Origin of the sequence: Burkholderia seminalis (assembly GCF_001718535.1) — a bacterium.
Taxonomy (GTDB): domain Bacteria; phylum Pseudomonadota; class Gammaproteobacteria; order Burkholderiales; family Burkholderiaceae; genus Burkholderia; species Burkholderia seminalis.
Genome location: NZ_CP013398.1, coordinates 1,265,808 through 1,284,292 on the forward strand (window position 1 = coordinate 1,265,808; position 18,485 = coordinate 1,284,292).

Below are 18,485 nucleotides of genomic sequence, written 5' to 3' on the forward strand. Positions count from 1 at the left end.
GGATCTGTCCGGTTCGCCGCGCGCGTCAGGCGGCGGCGTGCAGGTGCAGCTGCTGCGCCTCGAAGCGCCGCGCGAGCTCCTCGGACGGCAGCGCCTGGCAGACGAGCCAGCCCTGGATGTGATTGCAGCCCATCTCCGTCAGCAGTGCGCGCTGCGCCTCGGTCTCGACGCCTTCGGCGACGAGCTCGAGATCGAGCGTCTGCGCGAGGCCGACCACCGCCGACACGATCGCACGGTCGTTGCGCGACGTCAGCAGGTTCTCGACGAAACTGCGGTCGATCTTCAGCTTCGCGAGCGGGAAGCGCTGCAGGTACGCGAGGCTCGAATAGCCGGTGCCGAAATCGTCGATCGCGAAGCGGATGCCGAGATCGGTCAGCTCCTCGAGCAGCACTTTCGCATGCGCGGGATCGTGCATCAGCAGGCTTTCGGTGATTTCGAGCACGATGCGGCGCGGATCGATGCCCGTCAGCGCGATCGCCTCGCGCACGCTCTGCGTGAAGCGCGGGTCGCGGAACTGCTGCGGCGACACGTTGACCGCCACGTACTGCAGCGCAAGCCCCTGGCTGTCCCATGCGACGAGCTGCATGCACGCGGCCTTGAGCACCCAGTTGCCGAGGTAGTTGATCAGGCCGATCGATTCGGCGAGCGGAATGAAGGTCGCCGGCGGCACGAGGCCGTGTACCGGATGGCGCCAGCGGATCAGCGCCTCGACGCCGACCACCGCGCCCGACTGGCTGTGCGTGATCGGCTGGAAGTGGAGCGAGAACTCGCCGTTGCGCACGCCGTCGTACAGATCGGCCTCGAGCTTCAGCCGTTCGGCGTCGGCCGGATCGTCGACCGGCGCATGGAACGCAAGCGCGTTGCCGCCCGATGCCTTCGCCTGCGCGAGCGCATGGTCGGCGCGGCGCAGCAGCGGGCTGTGATGCTGCGCGCGATGCGGCGCGGCACGTTCGTCGGGGTAGAGCGCGATGCCGATGCTCGCGGACAGGTGCACGGTCTGCCCCTGGTACACGTAGGGCTCGCGCACCGCGGCCTGCAGCCGGCGCGCGAGCGCGTCGGCGGCGTGGCTCGCCTGCGAGCGGTCCGAGGCGCCGAGCACGATCGCGAACTTGTCGCTCGCGACGCGCGCGAGCCGCTCGTTCGGCGTGACGAGCGCCTTCAGCCGCTGCGCGGTCTCGCGCAGCAGCGTGTCGCCCGCGTCGTAGCCGAGCGCGCGGTTGATCCGCTGGTAGTCGTCGAGGTCGAGCAGCAGCAGCGCCGCGCAGGTGCCGTCCTCGTCGGCGGTCTGCTGCGCACGCATCAGCGCCGGCACGAGCGCGGACAGGTTGTCGAGCCCCGTCATCGGGTCATGGTGCATTTCATACGTCAGCTTCGCCTCGAGCGCGCGCCACGACGACACGTCGAATGCCGCGATCGCGAAACCGTCGACGCCGTGATGGCGGCTCTTGAACGCACGGACCTCGACGTCCAGCGGGTAGGTGAGCGACTTGACGATGCACATCGTCGCCTTCTCGACCTGGCCGGAACGCGCGGCGCGCGCAAGCAGGCCTTCGAGCGCCGAGGTATCCTGTTCGGCGATCAGGTCGCGCAGCGTCAGCGTGTGCAGGTAGTCGCGGTGGTAGCCGATGAAGCGCAGGCTCGCGTCGGACACGTACAGAAAGCGCAGCTCGCGGTCGACATGGGCGAGGAAATCCACCGTGCCGACCGTCTGTTCCAGCCAGTTGCGCACGGAGTCGTCGCGGCGCGGCGCGCCGGCGCGCGCCGGCATCAGCGCGCCGCCCGACCAGGCGAAGCGGCGCAGCGTATGCAAGGCGCTGCGCCAGGAGCCCTTGCGTGACGTCTGTTTCCTGTTGGCTTCCATGTTTCTCGCTGACGTGAAGGGCTGGAACTGGTTGTCCGCAAGGAATAACGGCAGATTGTGCGGAATCTTTAACGGGCCGGCCGCGGATGGCGCAGCCGCCGGCCCGGATCGCATCCCGGATGTTCGACAGGCGAACGCCGGCGTGGCCTGTATCGAGGCTGACTTTATAAGAAATGAGGACGCAGATGAAGCGAAAACTGTTGCTGGGCGCCGTGGCGGCGCTGGTGGCCGGCCATGCGCTGATGGCGCAGGCGGAATTGAAGCCGGGCGCCGCGGCGCCGGATTTCACGACGCAGGCGTCGCTGGGCGGCAAGACTTACACGTACTCGCTCGCCGGCGCGCTGAAGCAGGGGCCGGTCGTGCTGTATTTCTACCCGGCGGCGTTCACGAAGGGCTGCACGATCGAGGCGCATGCGTTTGCCGATGCGGTCGACCGTTACAAGGCTTACGGCGCGACGGTGATCGGCGTATCGGCCGACAATATCGACACGCTGACGAAATTCTCGGTGAGCGAGTGCCGCAGCAAGTTCCCGGTCGCGGCCGATCCGGACGCGAAGATCATCCGGGAATACGATGCGAAGCTGCCGGCGCTCGACCGCGCGAACCGCGTGTCCTACGTGATCTCGCCGGAAGGGAAGGTGCTCTACGAATACACGAGCCTGTCGCCCGACAAGCACGTCGAGAACACGCTCGCCGCCGTGAAGGCGTGGGCCGACGCGCATCCGAAGCCGTAAGCGGCCGCGCCTGGCACGAAAACGGCCCGCCGTGCGGGCCGTGGGCACGACAACACGCGCCGCCGGGCGGCGGCGCGCAGCGGGCCGTCACGCGCGCAAGGCCTGCTCGATCGGCACGCTGCCGCCGACGAAGCCGACGATCTTGCGCGAGATGCCGAGCTTGATCGCCTCGATCGCGGCCCATGCGACGTCCTGGCGCGACACGGGCGGCGCGGGGTCGAGCCAGGCGTCGGTCAGCGCGATCTTGCCGACGCCCGGATCGTCGGTGAGCGGGCCCGGGCGCAGGATCACGTAGTCGACACCCGACGCGATCACGCGGTCGTCGCCCTCGCGCTTCATCTGCGAATAATGGCGCAGCGCGTCCGGCGCCTGTTCGGGCCGGTACGCCGAAAGCGAGCTGATCACGACGAGCTTCTGCGCGTTGAAGGCGAGCGTGTATTCGGCCGCGCGGGCCACCGCGTCGCGGTCGACCTGTTCCTCTTCGGCCGCGCCCTCCGATTCGGCCGAGCCGGCCGCGTAGATCACGTGCGTGATGCCCTGGAACGCGTGCGAGAAATCGTTCGTCAGATCGGCCTCGACGACCCGTGCGCCCGCCAGCGCATAGCCGTGCCGGCGCACGAGCGCCGTGACCTCGAACTCCGGCTGCTTGAGCAGCAGATCCGCGCAGGCCTGGCCCGTCCGGCCGGTCGCACCAATCAGCAGTACCTTCGTCGTCATGAAACCGCTCCTTGCTCGATGCGTCTTCCGTCCAGATAGGGACGGACGACCGATAACTCAAGTGTAATGTCGATTTGCCCCGCCGGCGGGCGCGTATTAAGGGGCGTACCGGCGTCGGGCGTTCATTCGTTCACACGGATGCGGGAATGACGCGCCGACCGGCTATCATGTGCGCGATGGTTTTTTCGCCGTTACGCGTATAACGCGCCGGCCCACCGGTTGGAGTACACATGGCATTACCCCTGGACAACGTCAGCATGGCCGTGTTCTGCGACTTCGAGAACGTCGCGCTCGGCGTGCGCGACGCGAAGTACGAGAAATTCGACATCAAGCCCGTGCTGGAGCGCCTGCTGCTGAAAGGCAGCATCGTCGTGAAGAAGGCCTATTGCGACTGGGATCGCTACAAGGGCTTCAAGGCGTCGATGCACGAGGCGAGCTTCGAGCTGATCGAGATTCCGCACGTGCGCCAGTCGGGCAAGAATTCGGCCGACATCCGGCTCGTCGTCGATGCGCTCGATCTCTGCTACACGAAGTCGCACGTCGATACGTTCGTGATCATCAGCGGCGATTCCGACTTCTCGCCGCTCGTGTCGAAGCTGCGCGAGAACGCGAAGAAGGTGATCGGCGTCGGCGTGAAGAAATCGACGTCGGACCTGCTGGTCGCGAACTGCGACGAATTCATCTTCTACGACGATCTGGTGCGCGAGCAGCAGCGCACGCTCGCGAAGCGCGAACAGCAGCAGCGTGCCGGCAACGGCGGCGCGAGGCGGCCTGACGAGCCGGCCTCGCGCAAGCACGACATGGATGCCCGCAAGGCCGAGGCGATCGCGCTGGCGGTCGAGACGTTCGATGCGCTCGCGTCGGAGCGCGACGACGTCGGCAAGATCTGGGCGTCGGTGCTCAAGAGCGCGATCAAGCGCCGCAAGCCGGATTTCAACGAGTCGTACTACGGGTTCCGCGCGTTCGGCAACCTGCTCGACGAAGCGCAGGCGCGCGGCCTGCTGGAAGTGGGGCGCGACGACAAGTCGGGCGCGTTCGTGTCGCGGGCCCGCCAGCCGGCGGCCATGGAGCATGTCGCGGCGGGCGGGGACGGCAGCGCGCACGGCGGCGCCCACCACCACGGTGCGCGCGCGGCCGAACCGGCGCGGGCCGGGCGCAATGCGCAACGTCGCGGGCAGCGGGCCGAAGCGGTGGCGCACGAAAGCGAGCAGGCCGAAGCGGAAGCGGCGGACGTCGCCGAGTTCGTCGAGGCTGGGTCGGTGACGCCACCGGCTGAAGCGGCGGAGGCGGTCGACGCACCGGGCGAGGCGAAGGACGGCCGCAAGCGTGCGCGCAAGAGCGCGGCGAAGAAGACGGGCGCGAAGAAGGGTGCCGCCGCGAAGGGCGCCGGCCATCATGCGGCCGGGAAGACCGACGACGCCCACGGTGAGGCGAAGCACGGCGGCGACCAGCACGCGCACGGCAGGCATGCCGACGACGCGGAGCAGGGCGACGAACGGCATGCCGCCGTGACGCGTGCCGAGCCGGCGGCCGGCGATGCCGGCGGCGACGGGACTGCCGCCCAGCCGTCGCATGAGGCGGCGCCGCTCGAAGCGCATGCCGACGCACCGGCCGCTGCCAAGAAAAAGCCGGCCCGCAAGGCGGCACCGCGCGCACGTCGTCCGCGCAAGACGACGGCGGCCGAGTAACGGCAGGCGTCCGGGTGCCGTCCGAAGCGGGACGGCATCCGCGCCGAACGATACCGGCCGGCGCAATGCCGGCGCGGCTGCGCTAGCCGTTCAGCACATACGGACGCGTCATCACTTCGAGGAAGTGGCCGTCCGGGTCGTCGAAGTACACGCCGCGCCCGCCGTTGTGGCGGTAGATGTCGTCGGGTTGCCGCTTCGCGGGATCGGCCCAGTGCGCGAGCCCGCGCGCGCGGATGCGCGCCAGCACGCGATCGAAGCCGGCTTCGTCGAGCAGGAACGCATAGTGCTGCGACCTGATTTCCCCCGCCTGTTCGTAGAAATCGAGCGACACGCCGTTGTCGAGCGCGACGACCCGCATCGCGCCGAACGGCGTCAGCGGCGGCAATTCCAGGAGTTCGGTCAGGAAGCGGCTCGACGCATGCTTGTCGCTGCACCAGACGATCGTGTGATTGAGCTGGACGTTCATGGCGGGTTCCGGCGAAGGGCTCGCGGTAGGCATGGACTCACGATAGCCGATCGCCGCCCGGGTTCAAGGGCAAAAAAACGGCCGCCTGCCTGAATTGCCCCCAGGAGTTGGACACCACTCCAACCCTTGGGGTCGGCTCAGTCGGGCCGCCGCTTCCCGTCATTCGCCGGCCACCGCCGGCCCGCCCGAATTGCCGCGGCGATTGCGGCGTTTCTCTCCCCACACGCGGAACCGGTCCATGTACAGGTAGACGACCGGCGTCGTATAGAGCGTCAGCACCTGCGACACGATCAGGCCGCCGGCGATCGCGATCCCGAGCGGCGCGCGCAGCTCGGCGCCGTCGCCGCTGCCGAACGCGAGCGGCAGTGCGCCGAGGAGCGCGGCCATCGTCGTCATCATGATCGGGCGGAAGCGCAGCAGGCACGCCTCGTGGATCGCGTCGAACGACGACTTCTTGTTGTTGCGCGTCTGGTCGATCGCGAAGTCGACCATCATGATCGCGTTCTTCTTCACGATGCCGATCAGCAGGATCACGCCGATCAGCGCGATGATGCTGAACTCGGTCTTGAACAGCAGCAGCGCGAGCAGCGCGCCGACGCCGGCCGACGGCAGCGTCGACAGGATCGTGATCGGGTGGATGTAGCTCTCGTACAGGATCCCGAGCACGATGTAGACGGCCAGCAGCGCGGCGAGGATCAGGATCGGCTGGTCGTTCATCGACTGCTGGAACGCCTGCGCGGTGCCCTGGAAACTGCCGACGATCGTCGGCGGGACGCCGACCTGCGCCATGGTCTGGTAGATCACCTGGGTCGCCTGCGACAGCGACACGCCCGGCGGCAGGTTGAACGAGATCGTCGTCGCGACGAACAACCCCTGGTGGTTGACCGACAGCGGCGTCGTGCTCGGCCCGAACGTCGCGATCGCCGACAGCGGGATCATCGTCGACTTCGACGTCGACACCGACGCACCCGACGACGCGCTCGACTTGCCGCTCGCGGCGATCGAGTTGAGCGCCTGGTTGCGCGCGGAATCGGACGCGATCGCCGCGGCGCTCTGCGTGGCCGTCCCGGCGCTCGACGTGCCGGCCGACGTCGCGACATAGGTGCCGGCGGCCGCGTTGGTGGTCTGCGAGCCGTTCGCGCTGCCGCCCGACGTGCTGATCCACACCTGGTTCAGCATCTCCGGGCTTTGCCAGTATTTCGGCGCGACTTCCATCACGACGTGGTACTGGTTCAGCGGGTTGTAGATCGTCGAGACCTGGCGCTGGCCGAACGCGTCGTACAGCGTGTTGTCGATCTGCGCGGGCTTGATGCCGAAGCGCGCGGCCGTCGCGCGGTCGATCGTCACCATCGCCTCGAGACCGCCTTGCTGCTGGTCGGAGTTCACGTCGGTCAGCTCGGGGCGCTTCTGCAGCGCCTCGGTCAGGATCGGCCCCCACTTGTACAGGTCGGCGCTCGAATCGCCGAGCAGCGTGAACTGGTACTGCGCGTTGCTCTGCCGGCCGCCGACGCGGATATCCTGCGCGGCCTGCAGGAACGTGCGCGCACCCGCGACGTCCGCCAGCGGCGGGCGCAGCTGCTGGATCACCTGGTCGGCCGACAGCTTGCGCTCGGAGCGATCCTTCAGCGTGACGAACATGAAGCCCGAGTTGGTCTGCGTGCCGCCGGTGAACCCCGCGACGCTCTTCACGTTCGGGTTGCCCTGCACGATCCGCATCATCTCGGAGAACTTCAGCTTCATCGCCTGGAACGAGGTCGACTGGTCGGCCTGGATGCCGCCGATCATCAGGCCGGTGTCCTGCTGCGGGAAGAAGCCCTTCGGCACGACGATGTACAGGTACACGTTCAGCCCGATCGTCGCGAACAGCGTCAGCAGGATCAGCAGCGGCCGGCGCAGCGCCCACGACAGCGAGCGCTCGTAGCCGCGCTGCATGCGCGAGAAGCCGCGCTCGAGGAAGCGCCCGAAGCGGCCTTCGTTTTGCGGGTCGTGCGACTCGGGCAGCAGGCGCGCGCACATCATCGGCGTGACGGTGAGCGACACCGCGAGCGACACGGCGATCGCGAGCGACAGCGTCAGCGCGAATTCGCGGAACAGCCGCCCGACGATGCCGCCCATCAGCAGGATCGGCAGGAACACCGCGACGAGCGAGATGCTCATCGACAGCACCGTGAAGCCGACCTCGCGCGCACCGTCGAACGCGGCCTGCATCCGCGACTTGCCGTTCTCGATGTGCCGCGAGATGTTCTCGAGCACGACGATCGCATCGTCGACGACGAAGCCGGTCGCGACGATCAGCGCCATCAGCGACAGGTTGTCGATCGAGAAGCCGAGCAGGTACATCGCGCCGAACGTGCCGACGATCGAGATCGGCACCGCGACGCTCGGGATCAGCGTCGCGCGCCAGTTGCGCAGGAACAGGAACACGACCATCACGACGAGGCTGACCGCGATCAGCAGCGTGTGCTCGGTGTCCTTCAGCGACGCGCGGATGGTGGTCGAGCGGTCGAGCACCGGCGTGACCGTGATGTCGGCCGGCAGCGACGCGGTGAGTTGCGGCAGCGCCGCGCGCACGCGGTCGATCGTATCGATGATGTTCGCGCCGGGCGAGCGGTAGAGGATCACGAGCACCGCGCGCTTGCCGTTCGACAGGCCGAGGTTGCGCAGGTCCTCGACCGAATCGACGACGTCCGACAGGTCGGACAGCCTGACGGCCGAGCCGTTGCGGTAGGCGACGACGAGGTCGCGGTATTGCGACGCCTGGGAGGCCTGGTCGTTCGTATAGAGCTGGTAGTGCTGCGGGCCGAACTCGATCGCGCCCTTCGGCGCGTTGGCGTTCGCGGACGCCAGCGCCGCGCGCACGTCCTCGAGGCCGATCCCGTAGTGGAACAGCGCCTGCGGTTCGAGCTCGACGCGCACGGCCGGGTTCGCGGAGCCGCTCACCGAGACCTGGCCGATCCCGTCGATCTGCGACAGCGACTGCTGCAGCACCGTCGATGCGGCGTCGTACAGCTTCGCGGGCGACGACGTTTCCGACGTCAGCGACACGATCATGATCGGCGAATCGGCCGGGTTGACCTTGCGGTAGGTCGGGTTGCTCTTCAGCGCGGCGGGCAGGTCGGCGCGCGCCGCGTTGATCGCGGCCTGCACGTCGCGCGCGGCGCCGTCGATGTCGCGGTTCAGGCCGAACTGCAGGATGATCCGCGCGTTGCCGACCGTGCTCGTCGACGTCATTTCGGAGACGTCGGCGATCGAGCCGAGGTGCCGCTCGAGCGGGCTCGTCACGCTGGTCGCAACCGTTTCCGGGCTCGCGCCCGGCAGCGACGCCTGCACCGAGATCGTCGGGAAGTCGACCTGCGGCAGCGGCGACACCGGCAGCTTGATGAACGCGAACAGGCCCGCGAGCGCGACGCCGAGCGCGAGCAGCGTCGTCGCGACGGGGCGGGTGATGAAGGGGCGCGACAGGTTCATGGCTTACGCATCCGTGCGCTTGCCGGCGTCGGGGCCGTGGCGTTCGAACCAGCCGCGCACGCGGCGCGCGAGCGAGTCGAAGCCGAGGTAGATCACGGGCGTCGTAAACAGCGTCAGCACCTGCGACACGATCAGGCCGCCGGCGATCGCGATCCCGAGCGGCTGGCGCAGCTCGGAGCCGGCGCCGGAGCCGACGATCAGCGGCACCGCGCCGAGCAGCGCGGCGAGCGTCGTCATCAGGATCGGCCGGAAGCGCAGCAGGCACGCCTGGTAGATCGCCTCGCGCGGCGGCTTGCCTTCGACACGTTCGGCCTCGAGCGCGAAGTCGATCATCATGATCGCGTTCTTCTTCACGATACCGATCAGCAGCACGATGCCGATGATGCCGATGATGTCCAGATCGTGCCCGGTGATCATCAGCGCGAGCAGCGCGCCGACGCCGGCCGACGGCAGCGTCGACAGGATCGTGATCGGGTGGATGTAGCTTTCGTACAGCACGCCGAGCACGATGTACATCGTGACGACCGCCGCGAGGATCAGGAACAGCTGGTTCGACAGCGACGCCTGGAACGCGAGCGCCGCGCCCTGGAAGCGCGTCTGGAACGACGCGGGCAGGCTGATGTCCTTCTCGGCGGCCTCGATCGCCTTGACGGCCTCGCCGAGCGACGCGCCCGGCGCGAGGTTGAACGAGATCGTCGTCGACGGGAACTGCGACAGGTGCGCGACCAGCAGCGGCGACGGCCGCTCGTGGAACGACGCGATCGACGACAGCGGCACCTGGCCGCCGCCGGCCGACGGCAGGTAGATGTCGTTCAGCGATTGCGCGTAGTGCTGCTCCTTCGGCTCCGACTCGAGAATCACGCGGTACTGGTTCGACTGCGTGAAGATGGTCGACACGATGCGCTGGCCGAACGCGTCGTACAGCGCGTTGTCGACGGTCGCCGGCGTGATGCCGAAACGCGCGGCGCTCGGGCGGTCGATCTCGATGTAGACCGACTGGCCGTTGCTCTGCAGGTCGGTCGCGACATCGGCGAGCGACGGCTCCTGCTGCAGCCGCGCGACGAGCTTCGGCACCCAGGTCGCGAATTCTTCCGCGTTCGGGCTCGTCAGCATGAACTGGTACTGCGTCGGGCTGACGGTCGAATCGATCGTCAGGTCCTGCACCGACTGCATGAACAGCGAGATGCCGGTGATGTTCGCCACGCGGTGCTGCAGGTCGCGGATGATCTGCGCGGCCGTTTTGGAGCGGTCGTCGCGCGCCTTCAGGTTGATCAGCATCCGGCCGCTGTTCAGCGTGATGTTGCTGCCGTCGACGCCGATGAACGACGTGAGGCTGTCGACGTTCGGGTCCTTCAGGATCTCGGCCGCGAGCGCCTGCTGGCGTTCGGCCATCGCGCCGTACGAGATCGACTGCGGCGCCTGCGTGATCGCCTGGATCACGCCGGTGTCCTGCGCGGGGAAGAAGCCCTTCGGCACGTAGATGTAGAGCAGGGCGGTCAGCCCGAGCGTCAGCAGCGCGACGACCAGCGTCGAGCGCTGGCGGTTCAGCACCCATTCGAGCGCGACCGCGTAGCGCGCGATCACCCAGTCGATCGTGCGGTGCACGCGCGCCTCGAAGCGGTGGCTTTCCGGCGGCGGCGAATGACGCAGCAGCTTCGCGCACATCATCGGCACGAGCGTGAGCGACACGATCGCCGAGATCACGATCGTCACCGCGAGCGTGATCGCGAACTCGTGGAACAGGCGCCCGACCACGTCGCCCATGAACAGCAGCGGGATCAGCACCGCGATCAGCGACACCGTCAGCGAGATGATCGTGAAGCCGATCTGCCTCGAGCCCTTCAGCGCGGCCTCGAGCCCCGACTCGCCTTCCTCGACGTAGCGCGCGATGTTCTCGATCATCACGATCGCGTCGTCGACGACGAAGCCGGTCGCGATGGTGAGCGCCATCAGCGACAGGTTGTTCAGCGAGAAGCCGGCCATGTACATCACCGCGAGCGTGCCGATCAGCGACAACGGCACGGACAGGCTCGGGATGATCGTCGCGTAGATGTTCGCGAGGAACAGGTACATCACCAGCACGACGAGCGCGACCGCGAGCAGCAGCTCGAACTGCACGTCGCGCACGGCCGCGCGGATCATCGTCGTGCGATCGGTGACGATCTCCACGTCGAGCGCGGCCGGCAGCGTCTCCTGCAGCTTCGGCAATTGCGCCTTGATCGCGTCGACCGTCTGGATCACGTTCGCGCCCGGCTGGCGCTGCACGTTCAGGATGATCGCGGGATCCGAATTCACCCACGCGCCGAGCTTGGTGTTCTCCGAGCCGGCGACGACCGTCGCGACGTCGGTCAGCATCACCGGGCGGCCGTTCTTGTACGCGACGACCGCGCTGTTGTACTGGTCGGCGCTCGTCAGCTGGTCGTTCGCGTTGATCGTGTAGGCGCGCGTCGGGCCGTCGAAGTTGCCCTTCGGCGTGTTGACGTTCAGGTTCGAGATCGTCGTGCGCAGGTCGTCGAGGTTCATCCCGTACTGCGCGAGCGCGGTCGGGTTCGCCTGGATCCGCACGGCCGGGCGGTTGCCGCCCGACAGGCTGACGAGGCCGACGCCCGCGATCTGCGAGATCTTCATCGCGAGGCGCGTGTCGGCCAGGTCCTGCACCTGCGTGAGCGGCAGCGTCTTCGACTTGACGGCGAGCGTGATCACCGGCGCATCGGCCGGGTTGACCTTCGCGTAGATCGGCGGGGCCGGGAGGTCGGACGGCAGCAGGTTGCCGGCCGCGTTGATCGCGGCCTGCACTTCCTGTTCGGCGATGTCGAGCGGCAGGTCGAGCGAGAACTGCAGCGTGATCACCGACGCACCGGCCGAGCTTTGCGACGACATCTGGTTCAGCGACGGCATCTGCCCGAACTGGCGCTCGAGCGGCGCGGTGACCGACGAGGTCATCACTTCCGGGCTCGCGCCGGGGTAGAAGGTCTGGACCTGGATCGTCGGGTAGTCGACTTCGGGCAGCGCGGCGAGCGGCAGGAACCGCAGCGCGACGAGACCGGCCAGCATGATCGCCGCCATCAGGAGGGCGGTGCCGACCGGCCGGAGAATGAAGAGGCGGGAAGGATTCATCGAGCGGCCCGCGCGTTATTGGGCCGCTGCCTGCGACGCACCGTGCTTGTGTCCGCCGTGATGGCCGGCGGCGCCCGACGCAGCCGAGGCACCCGACGCTGCGCGGGCGCCGCGCGTGCCCGACGCGCCTTTCGGCTTGTCGGCCGGAATCGAGATCTTCGAGCCTTCGCGCAGGCGGTCGGAGCCGTCGGTCACCACGCGCTCGCCGAGCGCGACGCCGCTGACGATGCTCGTGCGTTCGCCGTCGACCGGGCCGATCGTGACCTTGCGCACGGTTACCGTGTTGTCGGGTTTCACGACGTAGACGAACTGGCCGATCGAACCCGTCAGCACCGCGGACGTCGGCACGATCGTCGCGTTGCGCAGCACGTCGACGAGCAGCCGCGTGTTCACGAACTGATTCGGGAACAGCATGCCTTCCTTGTTATCGAAGTTCGCGCGCAGCTTGACCGTGCCGGTGCTCGTGTCGATCTGGTTGTCGAGCGTGGCGAGCGACCCCGTCTCGAGCGGCACCGTGTTGTTGCGGTTGTAGGCGGTGACCGACAGTTTCTGGCCCGCGTTCACCTGCTTGAGGATCTGCGGCAGGTTGTCTTCCGACGTCGTGAAGATCACGCTCATCGGCTGCAGTTGCGTGATCACGACGATGCCGTTGGTGTCGCCCGGCGTCACGTAGTTGCCCGGGTCGACCTGGCGCAGGCCGACGCGGCCCGATACCGGCGCCGTGATGCGCGCATACGTGAGGTTCAGCTTCGCGGAATCGATCGCGGCCTGGTCGGTCTTCACCGCGCCTTCGTACTGCTTGACGAGCGACGCCTGCGTATCGACGGTTTGCGACGCGATCGAATCCTGCGACAGCAGCGTCTGGTAGCGCTTCAGGTCGAGGCGCGCCGTCGCGAGCAGCGCCGAGTCGCGTGCGAACGTGCCTTCGGCGTTCTCGAGCGCCACCTGGTACGGGCGCGGGTCGACCTGCGCGAGCACGTCGCCCTTCTTGACGATCTGGCCTTCCTGGAACGACACCGACTGCAGGTAGCCCGACAGTTGCGTCTTGACCGTCACGTTCGCGAGCGGCGTGACGGTGCCGAGCGCGGACAGCACGATCGGCATCTCGCCTTGCGTCGCGGTCGCGACCTGCACGGGCTGCGGAACGTTCGCCATTGCAGCGGGGCCGCCGCGGCCGCGATGGCCGCCTGCGCCGCCGCCGGCGCTTGCGCCCGCGGTTTGTGCCGCGCTGCCGGCCGCCGGCGTGCGGTTCCACGGATGCCACCACAGCAGGCCGCCGATGATGACGACCGCGAGCGTTCCGATCATCAGCGTGCGGCGCGGGCGTCGCGCGGCGGGGGACGCAGGGTCTTTCGAAGGGGGCGTGGGCTTTTGTTCGTTATCCATCGTGATCTGTCAGGAAGACGGCGCGGCGTGCCGGAAATCGGACTGCTGGGCTGCGCGTGGGCGAGCGGGTGACGGGACGGGGCGGCCCGGCTCGGTCCGGGGCCCCCGTCGACCCGCGCGGGGAAAAGAGCGGTGCGCGCCGAGAGTGCGGCGCGACGATGGGCATGATCCTACGTCCCGTCCCCGTTACAGTCCAGTCGTCTATCTTTCAACGGGTTACGGTCGTTACAGAACGCGACGGAACGGTGACGGAACGATTACACGCCGACGCGCCGGGCCGGCGCGCCGCCGATCTCGCGGGTGATTTTCGCGATGCACTCCTGCAGCGCGGGCACGACATGTTCCTGCAGCCATTCGGGCGGACACTGGTGCGACGCGCCGCCGCAATTCACCGAATAGCGCTGGCCCGACGGGCCGACGAAACCGGCCGCGACGGCATTCAGGCCTTCGCGCCATTCGCCGATCGCGATCGCGTGGCCGTCGCGCATCGCGTCGTCGAGCGCGGGGGTCAGGCGCGCCGACACGTGCGGCCAGTCGTCGCCCGCCGTGGTGCGCAGCGACTCGAGCAGCAGGCGGCGCTCGTCGTCCTCGAGCGCGGCGAGATACGCGCGGCCGACCGCCGTGCGCGCGATGTCCATCCGCGAGCCGATTTCGAGGCGCGTGACGAGCACGGCCGAGCGCGGCCGGATCACGTCGATCGCGACCATGTCGAGCCGGTCGCGCACCGCGAGGTGCACGGACAGCGACGTGCGTTCGGCCAGCTCGATCATGAACGGCCGCGAGCGCGCGCGGATGTCGAAGTTGCGCAGGAAGCCGTGGCTCAGCTCGAGCACCGACGCGGTGAGCACGAAGCGCTCGCTGTCGGGCAACTGGAACAGGAAGCCGGCGCTGACGAGCGTCGCGGTGATGCGCGAGACGGTCGGCTTCGGGATGCCGGTCAATTCGGTCAGTTCGCGGTTGCTGACGGGGGCGTCGGCAGCCGCGATGCGGCGCAGCACGGCGAGGCCGCGGGCGAGGGCGGTGATCTCGTCGGGCGACGATTCACGGTCCCGCGACGCGGGAGAGGTTACAGTTGTCGACACGAGGGATTCTCTCTAATTCCGAAACTCGATTTCAATTTTGTTGGTATTGTAGGACTATTGTCAAAGGATGCATGTTCCGCGGGCGAACCGGTCATTGGATGAAATTTTACGGGTTCACCCTTGGTTTATTAGGAAAACGCTCAAATGAGCGTTGCCAGAAAGTGCATGAACCGGTGCAAATACCGCTTGACTTGTCGGGCGGAAACGGAAAGAATGTCTCACGTTTTCGAAACATCGTTTCAAGAGTTTAACCGGCAACGATGTTTCGCGCAGTCTCTCAGGTTCTAGCACGGCCCTCGGAATGGCTAGAACTTTTTTAGCGCCACGGTCTCCGTGGCGCTTTTTTTTGCCCGTCATTTTGACTGTCCGCCCGGGCACGTCAGGCCCGTATTATCCCCCGATCGATGGAAACGCCCGTCCGAGCCCGTTCGGCGCGCGCTGGCGCACGCCATGCACACGATTCGCACGCGCAAAAAAAAGCGCGATGCCCGCACTGGGCATCGCGCACAAAACGGCGTGGAGCGCCGACGAATGAACGGTGATGAAGAAGGGGAGTCCCGGTTAGGGACGCCTGGCCAGCGAGCCCCCCTCGTGTGACCCGGTCAGGCCTTCGCGAGCTTGATGCCGGTCTGCTCGGCCGTCAGGTAACCGACGCTGGCGCCGAAGCGGTCCTTGAAGTTCGCGCGCACGAGCGGATCGAGCGTCGGCTTGACCTTGTCGTGCAGCGGCGATTCCCAGTCGCCCGCGTGCTGGAAGTTGCTCATGATGTAGGTCCAGCCGTTGATCTCGTCGACCGCGTGCAGGCCCGTCGACTCCGCGCCGGCCGGGCACGACAGCACGCGCGAGAGCGACTTCGTGTCGACGTTGTACGCCCACAGGAAGTTGTTCACGTGCATACCCGAGTCTTCGCCGATGAACAGCGTGCGCAGCTTTTCGGAGAACTTCAGGTTGTCCGGGTTCGCGATCTTGTCCGGGTTCGCGAGGTTGCCGAGCCCGTCGGCCGCGGCGAGATCCTCGCCGACGAGCGCGGCCGGCGCGCCCATGTCGACCGGCACCCATTCGCTGTCGATCGCGCCGCCCGTCGTGTCGCGCTGGCCGGCCTTCAGGTTCAGCGCGTAGACGGCGCCCGCGGCGATCTTCTTGTCGACCGCGACGTCGCGCGACACCGCATTGCCCTTGACCATCGACGTTTCGATCCGCGACATCGCCGTATAGACGATCTTGTCCTTCGCGTTCACGGTCGTGCCTTCGAGCTTGGTGAAGCCCATGCTGCCGCCGAGCAGCGCCGCGTAGCGGTGCGTCTCGAGGAACGCGGCCGCTTTTTCCATCCCCGGCTTCACGCGCATCCAGTTGAACTTGCCGCCGAAGTGGATCTTCGTGTAGCTCGCGTCGTTCGGGTCGGCGGTCACCAGGTCCATGATGTCCGACGCCTTCAGCGTGTTCGCGAGCGCTTCGATCTCGCTGCTCGTCGCGTGGCCGATCCTGATCCACGTGAGCGTCGCGGTGCCGGCGCCGGCCGACGACGTCTGCGTCCATTTCGCGACGTACAGCGTGCCGGCCGACAGGTCGGCCGCCTTGTCGGCGACGAACATGAACAGGCCGCCGTTGGTGGCGTCGTCACCCATCATCACGGTGCGCTGGTCCGGCATCACCTGGATCAGCTCGTGCGAGATGCGGCCGAGGCAGTAGTGCTTCTTCACGCTGCCCGTGCCGTCCGGGTTCACGGTGATCTCGGGGAGGTGGCCGTAGTGGTATGGGTTCGCCTTCGTCTCGTCGCCGAACGTGTTCTTGCTGAACGCCTTGAACTGCGCGTCGGTGGCAGCCTTCGTCGCGTCCGGCTCGTATTCCTCGCTCGACAGGTGCGTGCCCCACGGCGACAGGCTCGCGCCGCAGGTGATCCACAGCCCGTGCGCCTTCGACGTGTCGACGTTGTGGTACTTCACGACCTTCAGCGCGCCGGTGGCCGGATCCTGGTCGAGCGAGAGCACCGCGATCGGCGACGGCAGCTGGCCGTACTGCGATGCGCTCGCCTGGTCGCGCGTCGTGTATTCGAACTGCACGACCGCGAACACCGTGTTGCCCTTCACGCCGGGCACGTTCGCGTTCTTCAGCGTCAGCAGCGAGCTGCCGTCCGGGCAGTCGGAATAGAACTGGCGCTCCTTGCCGGCGACCGAGCGATCGATGATCGGCTGGTTGTTGATGTCGTAGTAGCCGCCCGCGAGCGTCGTGCCGCCCTTGCCGTCCGGCACCATGTCGCCCGTCACGAAGAACGGCCGGTACGCGAGCTTGAAGTTGCGCGACGAACCGTCCGAGAACGACACCGACAGCGTCGAGCCGACCGTCGTCGTGGCCATCGCGGCCGCATTGTCGAGCGTGGGGGCGGCCATCGCCGAGAACGTCGCCGACGTATAGGCAGCGGCGACCGGGGCCGGCGTCGACGCGGGATCGTCGCCGCCGCAACCCGTCAGCAGGGCCGGCAGCGCGAGGCCGGAAAGGGGAAGCATCGGCGCGCCGGCGAGGATCTTCAGGGCCTGACGACGGGAAGCATTGGGCAACGCGGGCATGTGGAGTCCAGTTTCGGTTGTTGGAAGAATGGCCTTCGCGAAGCAGGCGGTCGGCAAGCTTCGCGAAGGCTGATTGAAAACTGGACGGAAGTGTAAGGACGCTAGATGAAAGTTTTTTGAATTGAAACCGTAATGGTGTGCCTGGCGTCCTTCGATGGATCAATCGCGCTCGGGCGTTGCCGTGATGCGATGGATCGACAGGTCGGCGCCGTCGAACTCGGCTTCGCGATCGAGGCGCAGCCCGACGGTCGCTTTCAGCGCGCCATAGACGAGCGCGCCGCCCGCGCTTGCGATCACGATGCCGCCGAGCGTGCCGACGAGCTGCGACAGGAACGACACGCCGCCGAGGCCGCCAAGCGCAGGCAGGCCGAACACGCCCGCCGCGAGGCCGCCGAGCGCGCCGCACATGCCGTGCAGCGGCCACACGCCGAGCACGTCGTCGATGCGCCACTTGTTCTGCACGCAAGTGAACATCGCGACGAACAGCGCACCGGCGGCCGCGCCCGTGACGAGCGCGCCGATCGGATGCATCACGTCGGAGCCCGCGCATACGGCGACGAGGCCCGCGAGCGGCCCGTTGTACGTGAAGCCCGGGTCGTTGCGGCCGGCCATCCACGCGGCGAGCGTGCCGCCGACCATCGCCATCAGCGAGTTCACGGCGACGAGGCCGCTGATCTTGTCGAGCGTCTGCGCGCTCATCACGTTGAAGCCGAACCAGCCGACCGCGAGCACCCATGCGCCGAGCGCGAGGAACGGGATGTTCGACGGCGGGTGCGCGGCGATCCGGCCATCCTTCGCGTAGCGGCCGTGACGCGCGCCGAGCAGCAGCACGGCTGGCAGCGCGACCCAGCCGCCGAACGCATGCACGACGACCGAGCCGGCGAAATCGTGGAACGGCGCACCGAACGCGTGCGTGAGCCACGCCTGCACGCCGAAGCGCTCGTTCCACGCCATCCCTTCGAAGAACGGATAGATGAAGCCGACGATGATCAGCGTCGCGACGAGCTGCGGATTGAACTTCGCGCGCTCGGCGATGCCGCCGGACACGATCGCGGGAATGGCCGCCGCGAAGGTCAGCAGGAAGAAGAAGCGCACGAGCGCATAGCCGCTGTGCTGCGACAGCGTGCCGATGTCGTCGAAGAACTCGACACCGTATGCGATCGTGTAGCCGATGAAGAAATACGCGAGCGTCGACACCGAGAAGTCGACCAGGATCTTCACGAGCGCGTTGACCTGGTTCTTCTTGCGGACCGTGCCGAGTTCGAGAAATGCGAAGCCCGCGTGCATCGCGAGCACCATGACGGCGCCGATCAACAGGAACAGTGTATCGACGCCGGATTTCAGACCATCCATGCCGTGGCTTCCTTGCGCAAAAAACGGGCAAGGAACGCAAATATCGAGC

At 67.4% G+C, this 18,485-nt stretch carries 11 protein-coding genes; 2 read left to right on the forward strand and 9 right to left on the reverse strand.

Going from position 1 to position 18,485, the window contains the following annotated elements:
* Positions 1-25: 25 nt before the first annotated feature.
* The gene (gene cdpA / locus WJ12_RS05845; RefSeq protein WP_193791016.1) at positions 26-1,768 is read right to left on the reverse strand and encodes a cyclic di-GMP phosphodiesterase CdpA; all 1,743 of its coding nucleotides are present in this window, start codon (positions 1,766-1,768) and stop codon (positions 26-28) included.
* 278 nt (positions 1,769-2,046) lie between these two features.
* On the opposite strand from cdpA, the gene WJ12_RS05850 reads away from it, so the two are divergent.
* Entirely contained in the window at positions 2,047-2,595 is a 549-nt protein-coding gene (locus WJ12_RS05850; RefSeq protein ID WP_034186558.1) for a peroxiredoxin, read from the forward strand.
* 87 nt (positions 2,596-2,682) lie between these two features.
* Here WJ12_RS05850 and WJ12_RS05855 read toward each other — a convergent pair whose 3' ends face one another.
* Positions 2,683-3,312, reverse strand: coding sequence for an NAD(P)H-binding protein (locus WJ12_RS05855; RefSeq protein ID WP_034186559.1), 630 nt, complete (start codon positions 3,310-3,312; stop codon positions 2,683-2,685).
* Positions 3,313-3,542: 230 nt separating this feature from the next.
* Between WJ12_RS05855 and WJ12_RS05860 the strand changes: the two genes are divergently transcribed.
* Entirely contained in the window at positions 3,543-5,000 is a 1,458-nt protein-coding gene (locus tag WJ12_RS05860) for an NYN domain-containing protein (protein ID WP_059560654.1), read from the forward strand.
* 82 nt (positions 5,001-5,082) lie between these two features.
* On the opposite strand, the gene WJ12_RS05865 is transcribed toward WJ12_RS05860, so the two are convergent.
* The 7 genes from WJ12_RS05865 to WJ12_RS05895 form a co-directional block, all read right to left on the reverse strand.
* Complete coding sequence (locus tag WJ12_RS05865; RefSeq protein WP_059560651.1) at positions 5,083-5,466, reverse strand: VOC family protein; 384 nt, start codon at positions 5,464-5,466, stop codon at positions 5,083-5,085.
* 159 nt (positions 5,467-5,625) lie between these two features.
* Complete coding sequence (locus tag WJ12_RS05870) at positions 5,626-8,934, reverse strand: efflux RND transporter permease subunit (protein WP_034186562.1); 3,309 nt, start codon at positions 8,932-8,934, stop codon at positions 5,626-5,628.
* 3 nt (positions 8,935-8,937) lie between these two features.
* Positions 8,938-12,051 (reverse strand): MdtB/MuxB family multidrug efflux RND transporter permease subunit, encoded by a 3,114-nt coding sequence (locus WJ12_RS05875; RefSeq protein ID WP_034186563.1) that lies wholly within the window; start codon positions 12,049-12,051, stop codon positions 8,938-8,940.
* 15 nt (positions 12,052-12,066) lie between these two features.
* Positions 12,067-13,437: an MdtA/MuxA family multidrug efflux RND transporter periplasmic adaptor subunit gene (locus WJ12_RS05880; RefSeq protein ID WP_059560647.1), complete on the reverse strand. Its 1,371-nt coding sequence runs from the start codon at positions 13,435-13,437 to the stop codon at positions 12,067-12,069.
* A 257-nt stretch (positions 13,438-13,694) separates the two neighbouring features.
* Positions 13,695-14,519 carry an IclR family transcriptional regulator gene (locus tag WJ12_RS05885; RefSeq protein WP_034186565.1) on the reverse strand — a complete coding sequence of 275 codons (825 nt, stop codon included), beginning with the start codon at positions 14,517-14,519 and terminating at the stop codon, positions 13,695-13,697.
* Positions 14,520-15,121: 602 nt separating this feature from the next.
* Positions 15,122-17,083 (reverse strand): PhoX family protein, encoded by a 1,962-nt coding sequence (locus WJ12_RS05890; protein ID WP_059560645.1) that lies wholly within the window; start codon positions 17,081-17,083, stop codon positions 15,122-15,124.
* Positions 17,084-17,242: 159 nt separating this feature from the next.
* Entirely contained in the window at positions 17,243-18,436 is a 1,194-nt protein-coding gene (locus WJ12_RS05895) for an ammonium transporter (protein WP_059560642.1), read from the reverse strand.
* Positions 18,437-18,485 lie beyond the last annotated feature (49 nt).

Bases quoted from the DNA above. Each gene is read 5' to 3' on its own strand.
- cdpA (WP_193791016.1), bottom strand. From the start codon at position 1,768: ATGCCGGCGCGCGCCGGCGCGCCGCGCCGCGACGACTCCGTGCGCAAC.
- WJ12_RS05875 (WP_034186563.1), bottom strand. From the start codon at position 12,051: ATGAATCCTTCCCGCCTCTTCATTCTCCGGCCGGTCGGCACCGCCCTC.
- WJ12_RS05880 (WP_059560647.1), bottom strand. From the start codon at position 13,437: ATGGATAACGAACAAAAGCCCACGCCCCCTTCGAAAGACCCTGCGTCC.
- WJ12_RS05890 (WP_059560645.1), bottom strand. From the start codon at position 17,083: ATGCCCGCGTTGCCCAATGCTTCCCGTCGTCAGGCCCTGAAGATCCTC.
- WJ12_RS05850 (WP_034186558.1), top strand. From the start codon at position 2,047: ATGAAGCGAAAACTGTTGCTGGGCGCCGTGGCGGCGCTGGTGGCCGGC.
- WJ12_RS05860 (WP_059560654.1), top strand. From the start codon at position 3,543: ATGGCATTACCCCTGGACAACGTCAGCATGGCCGTGTTCTGCGACTTC.
- WJ12_RS05895 (WP_059560642.1), bottom strand. From the start codon at position 18,436: ATGGATGGTCTGAAATCCGGCGTCGATACACTGTTCCTGTTGATCGGC.
- WJ12_RS05865 (WP_059560651.1), bottom strand. From the start codon at position 5,466: ATGAACGTCCAGCTCAATCACACGATCGTCTGGTGCAGCGACAAGCAT.
- WJ12_RS05855 (WP_034186559.1), bottom strand. From the start codon at position 3,312: ATGACGACGAAGGTACTGCTGATTGGTGCGACCGGCCGGACGGGCCAG.
- WJ12_RS05870 (WP_034186562.1), bottom strand. From the start codon at position 8,934: ATGAACCTGTCGCGCCCCTTCATCACCCGCCCCGTCGCGACGACGCTG.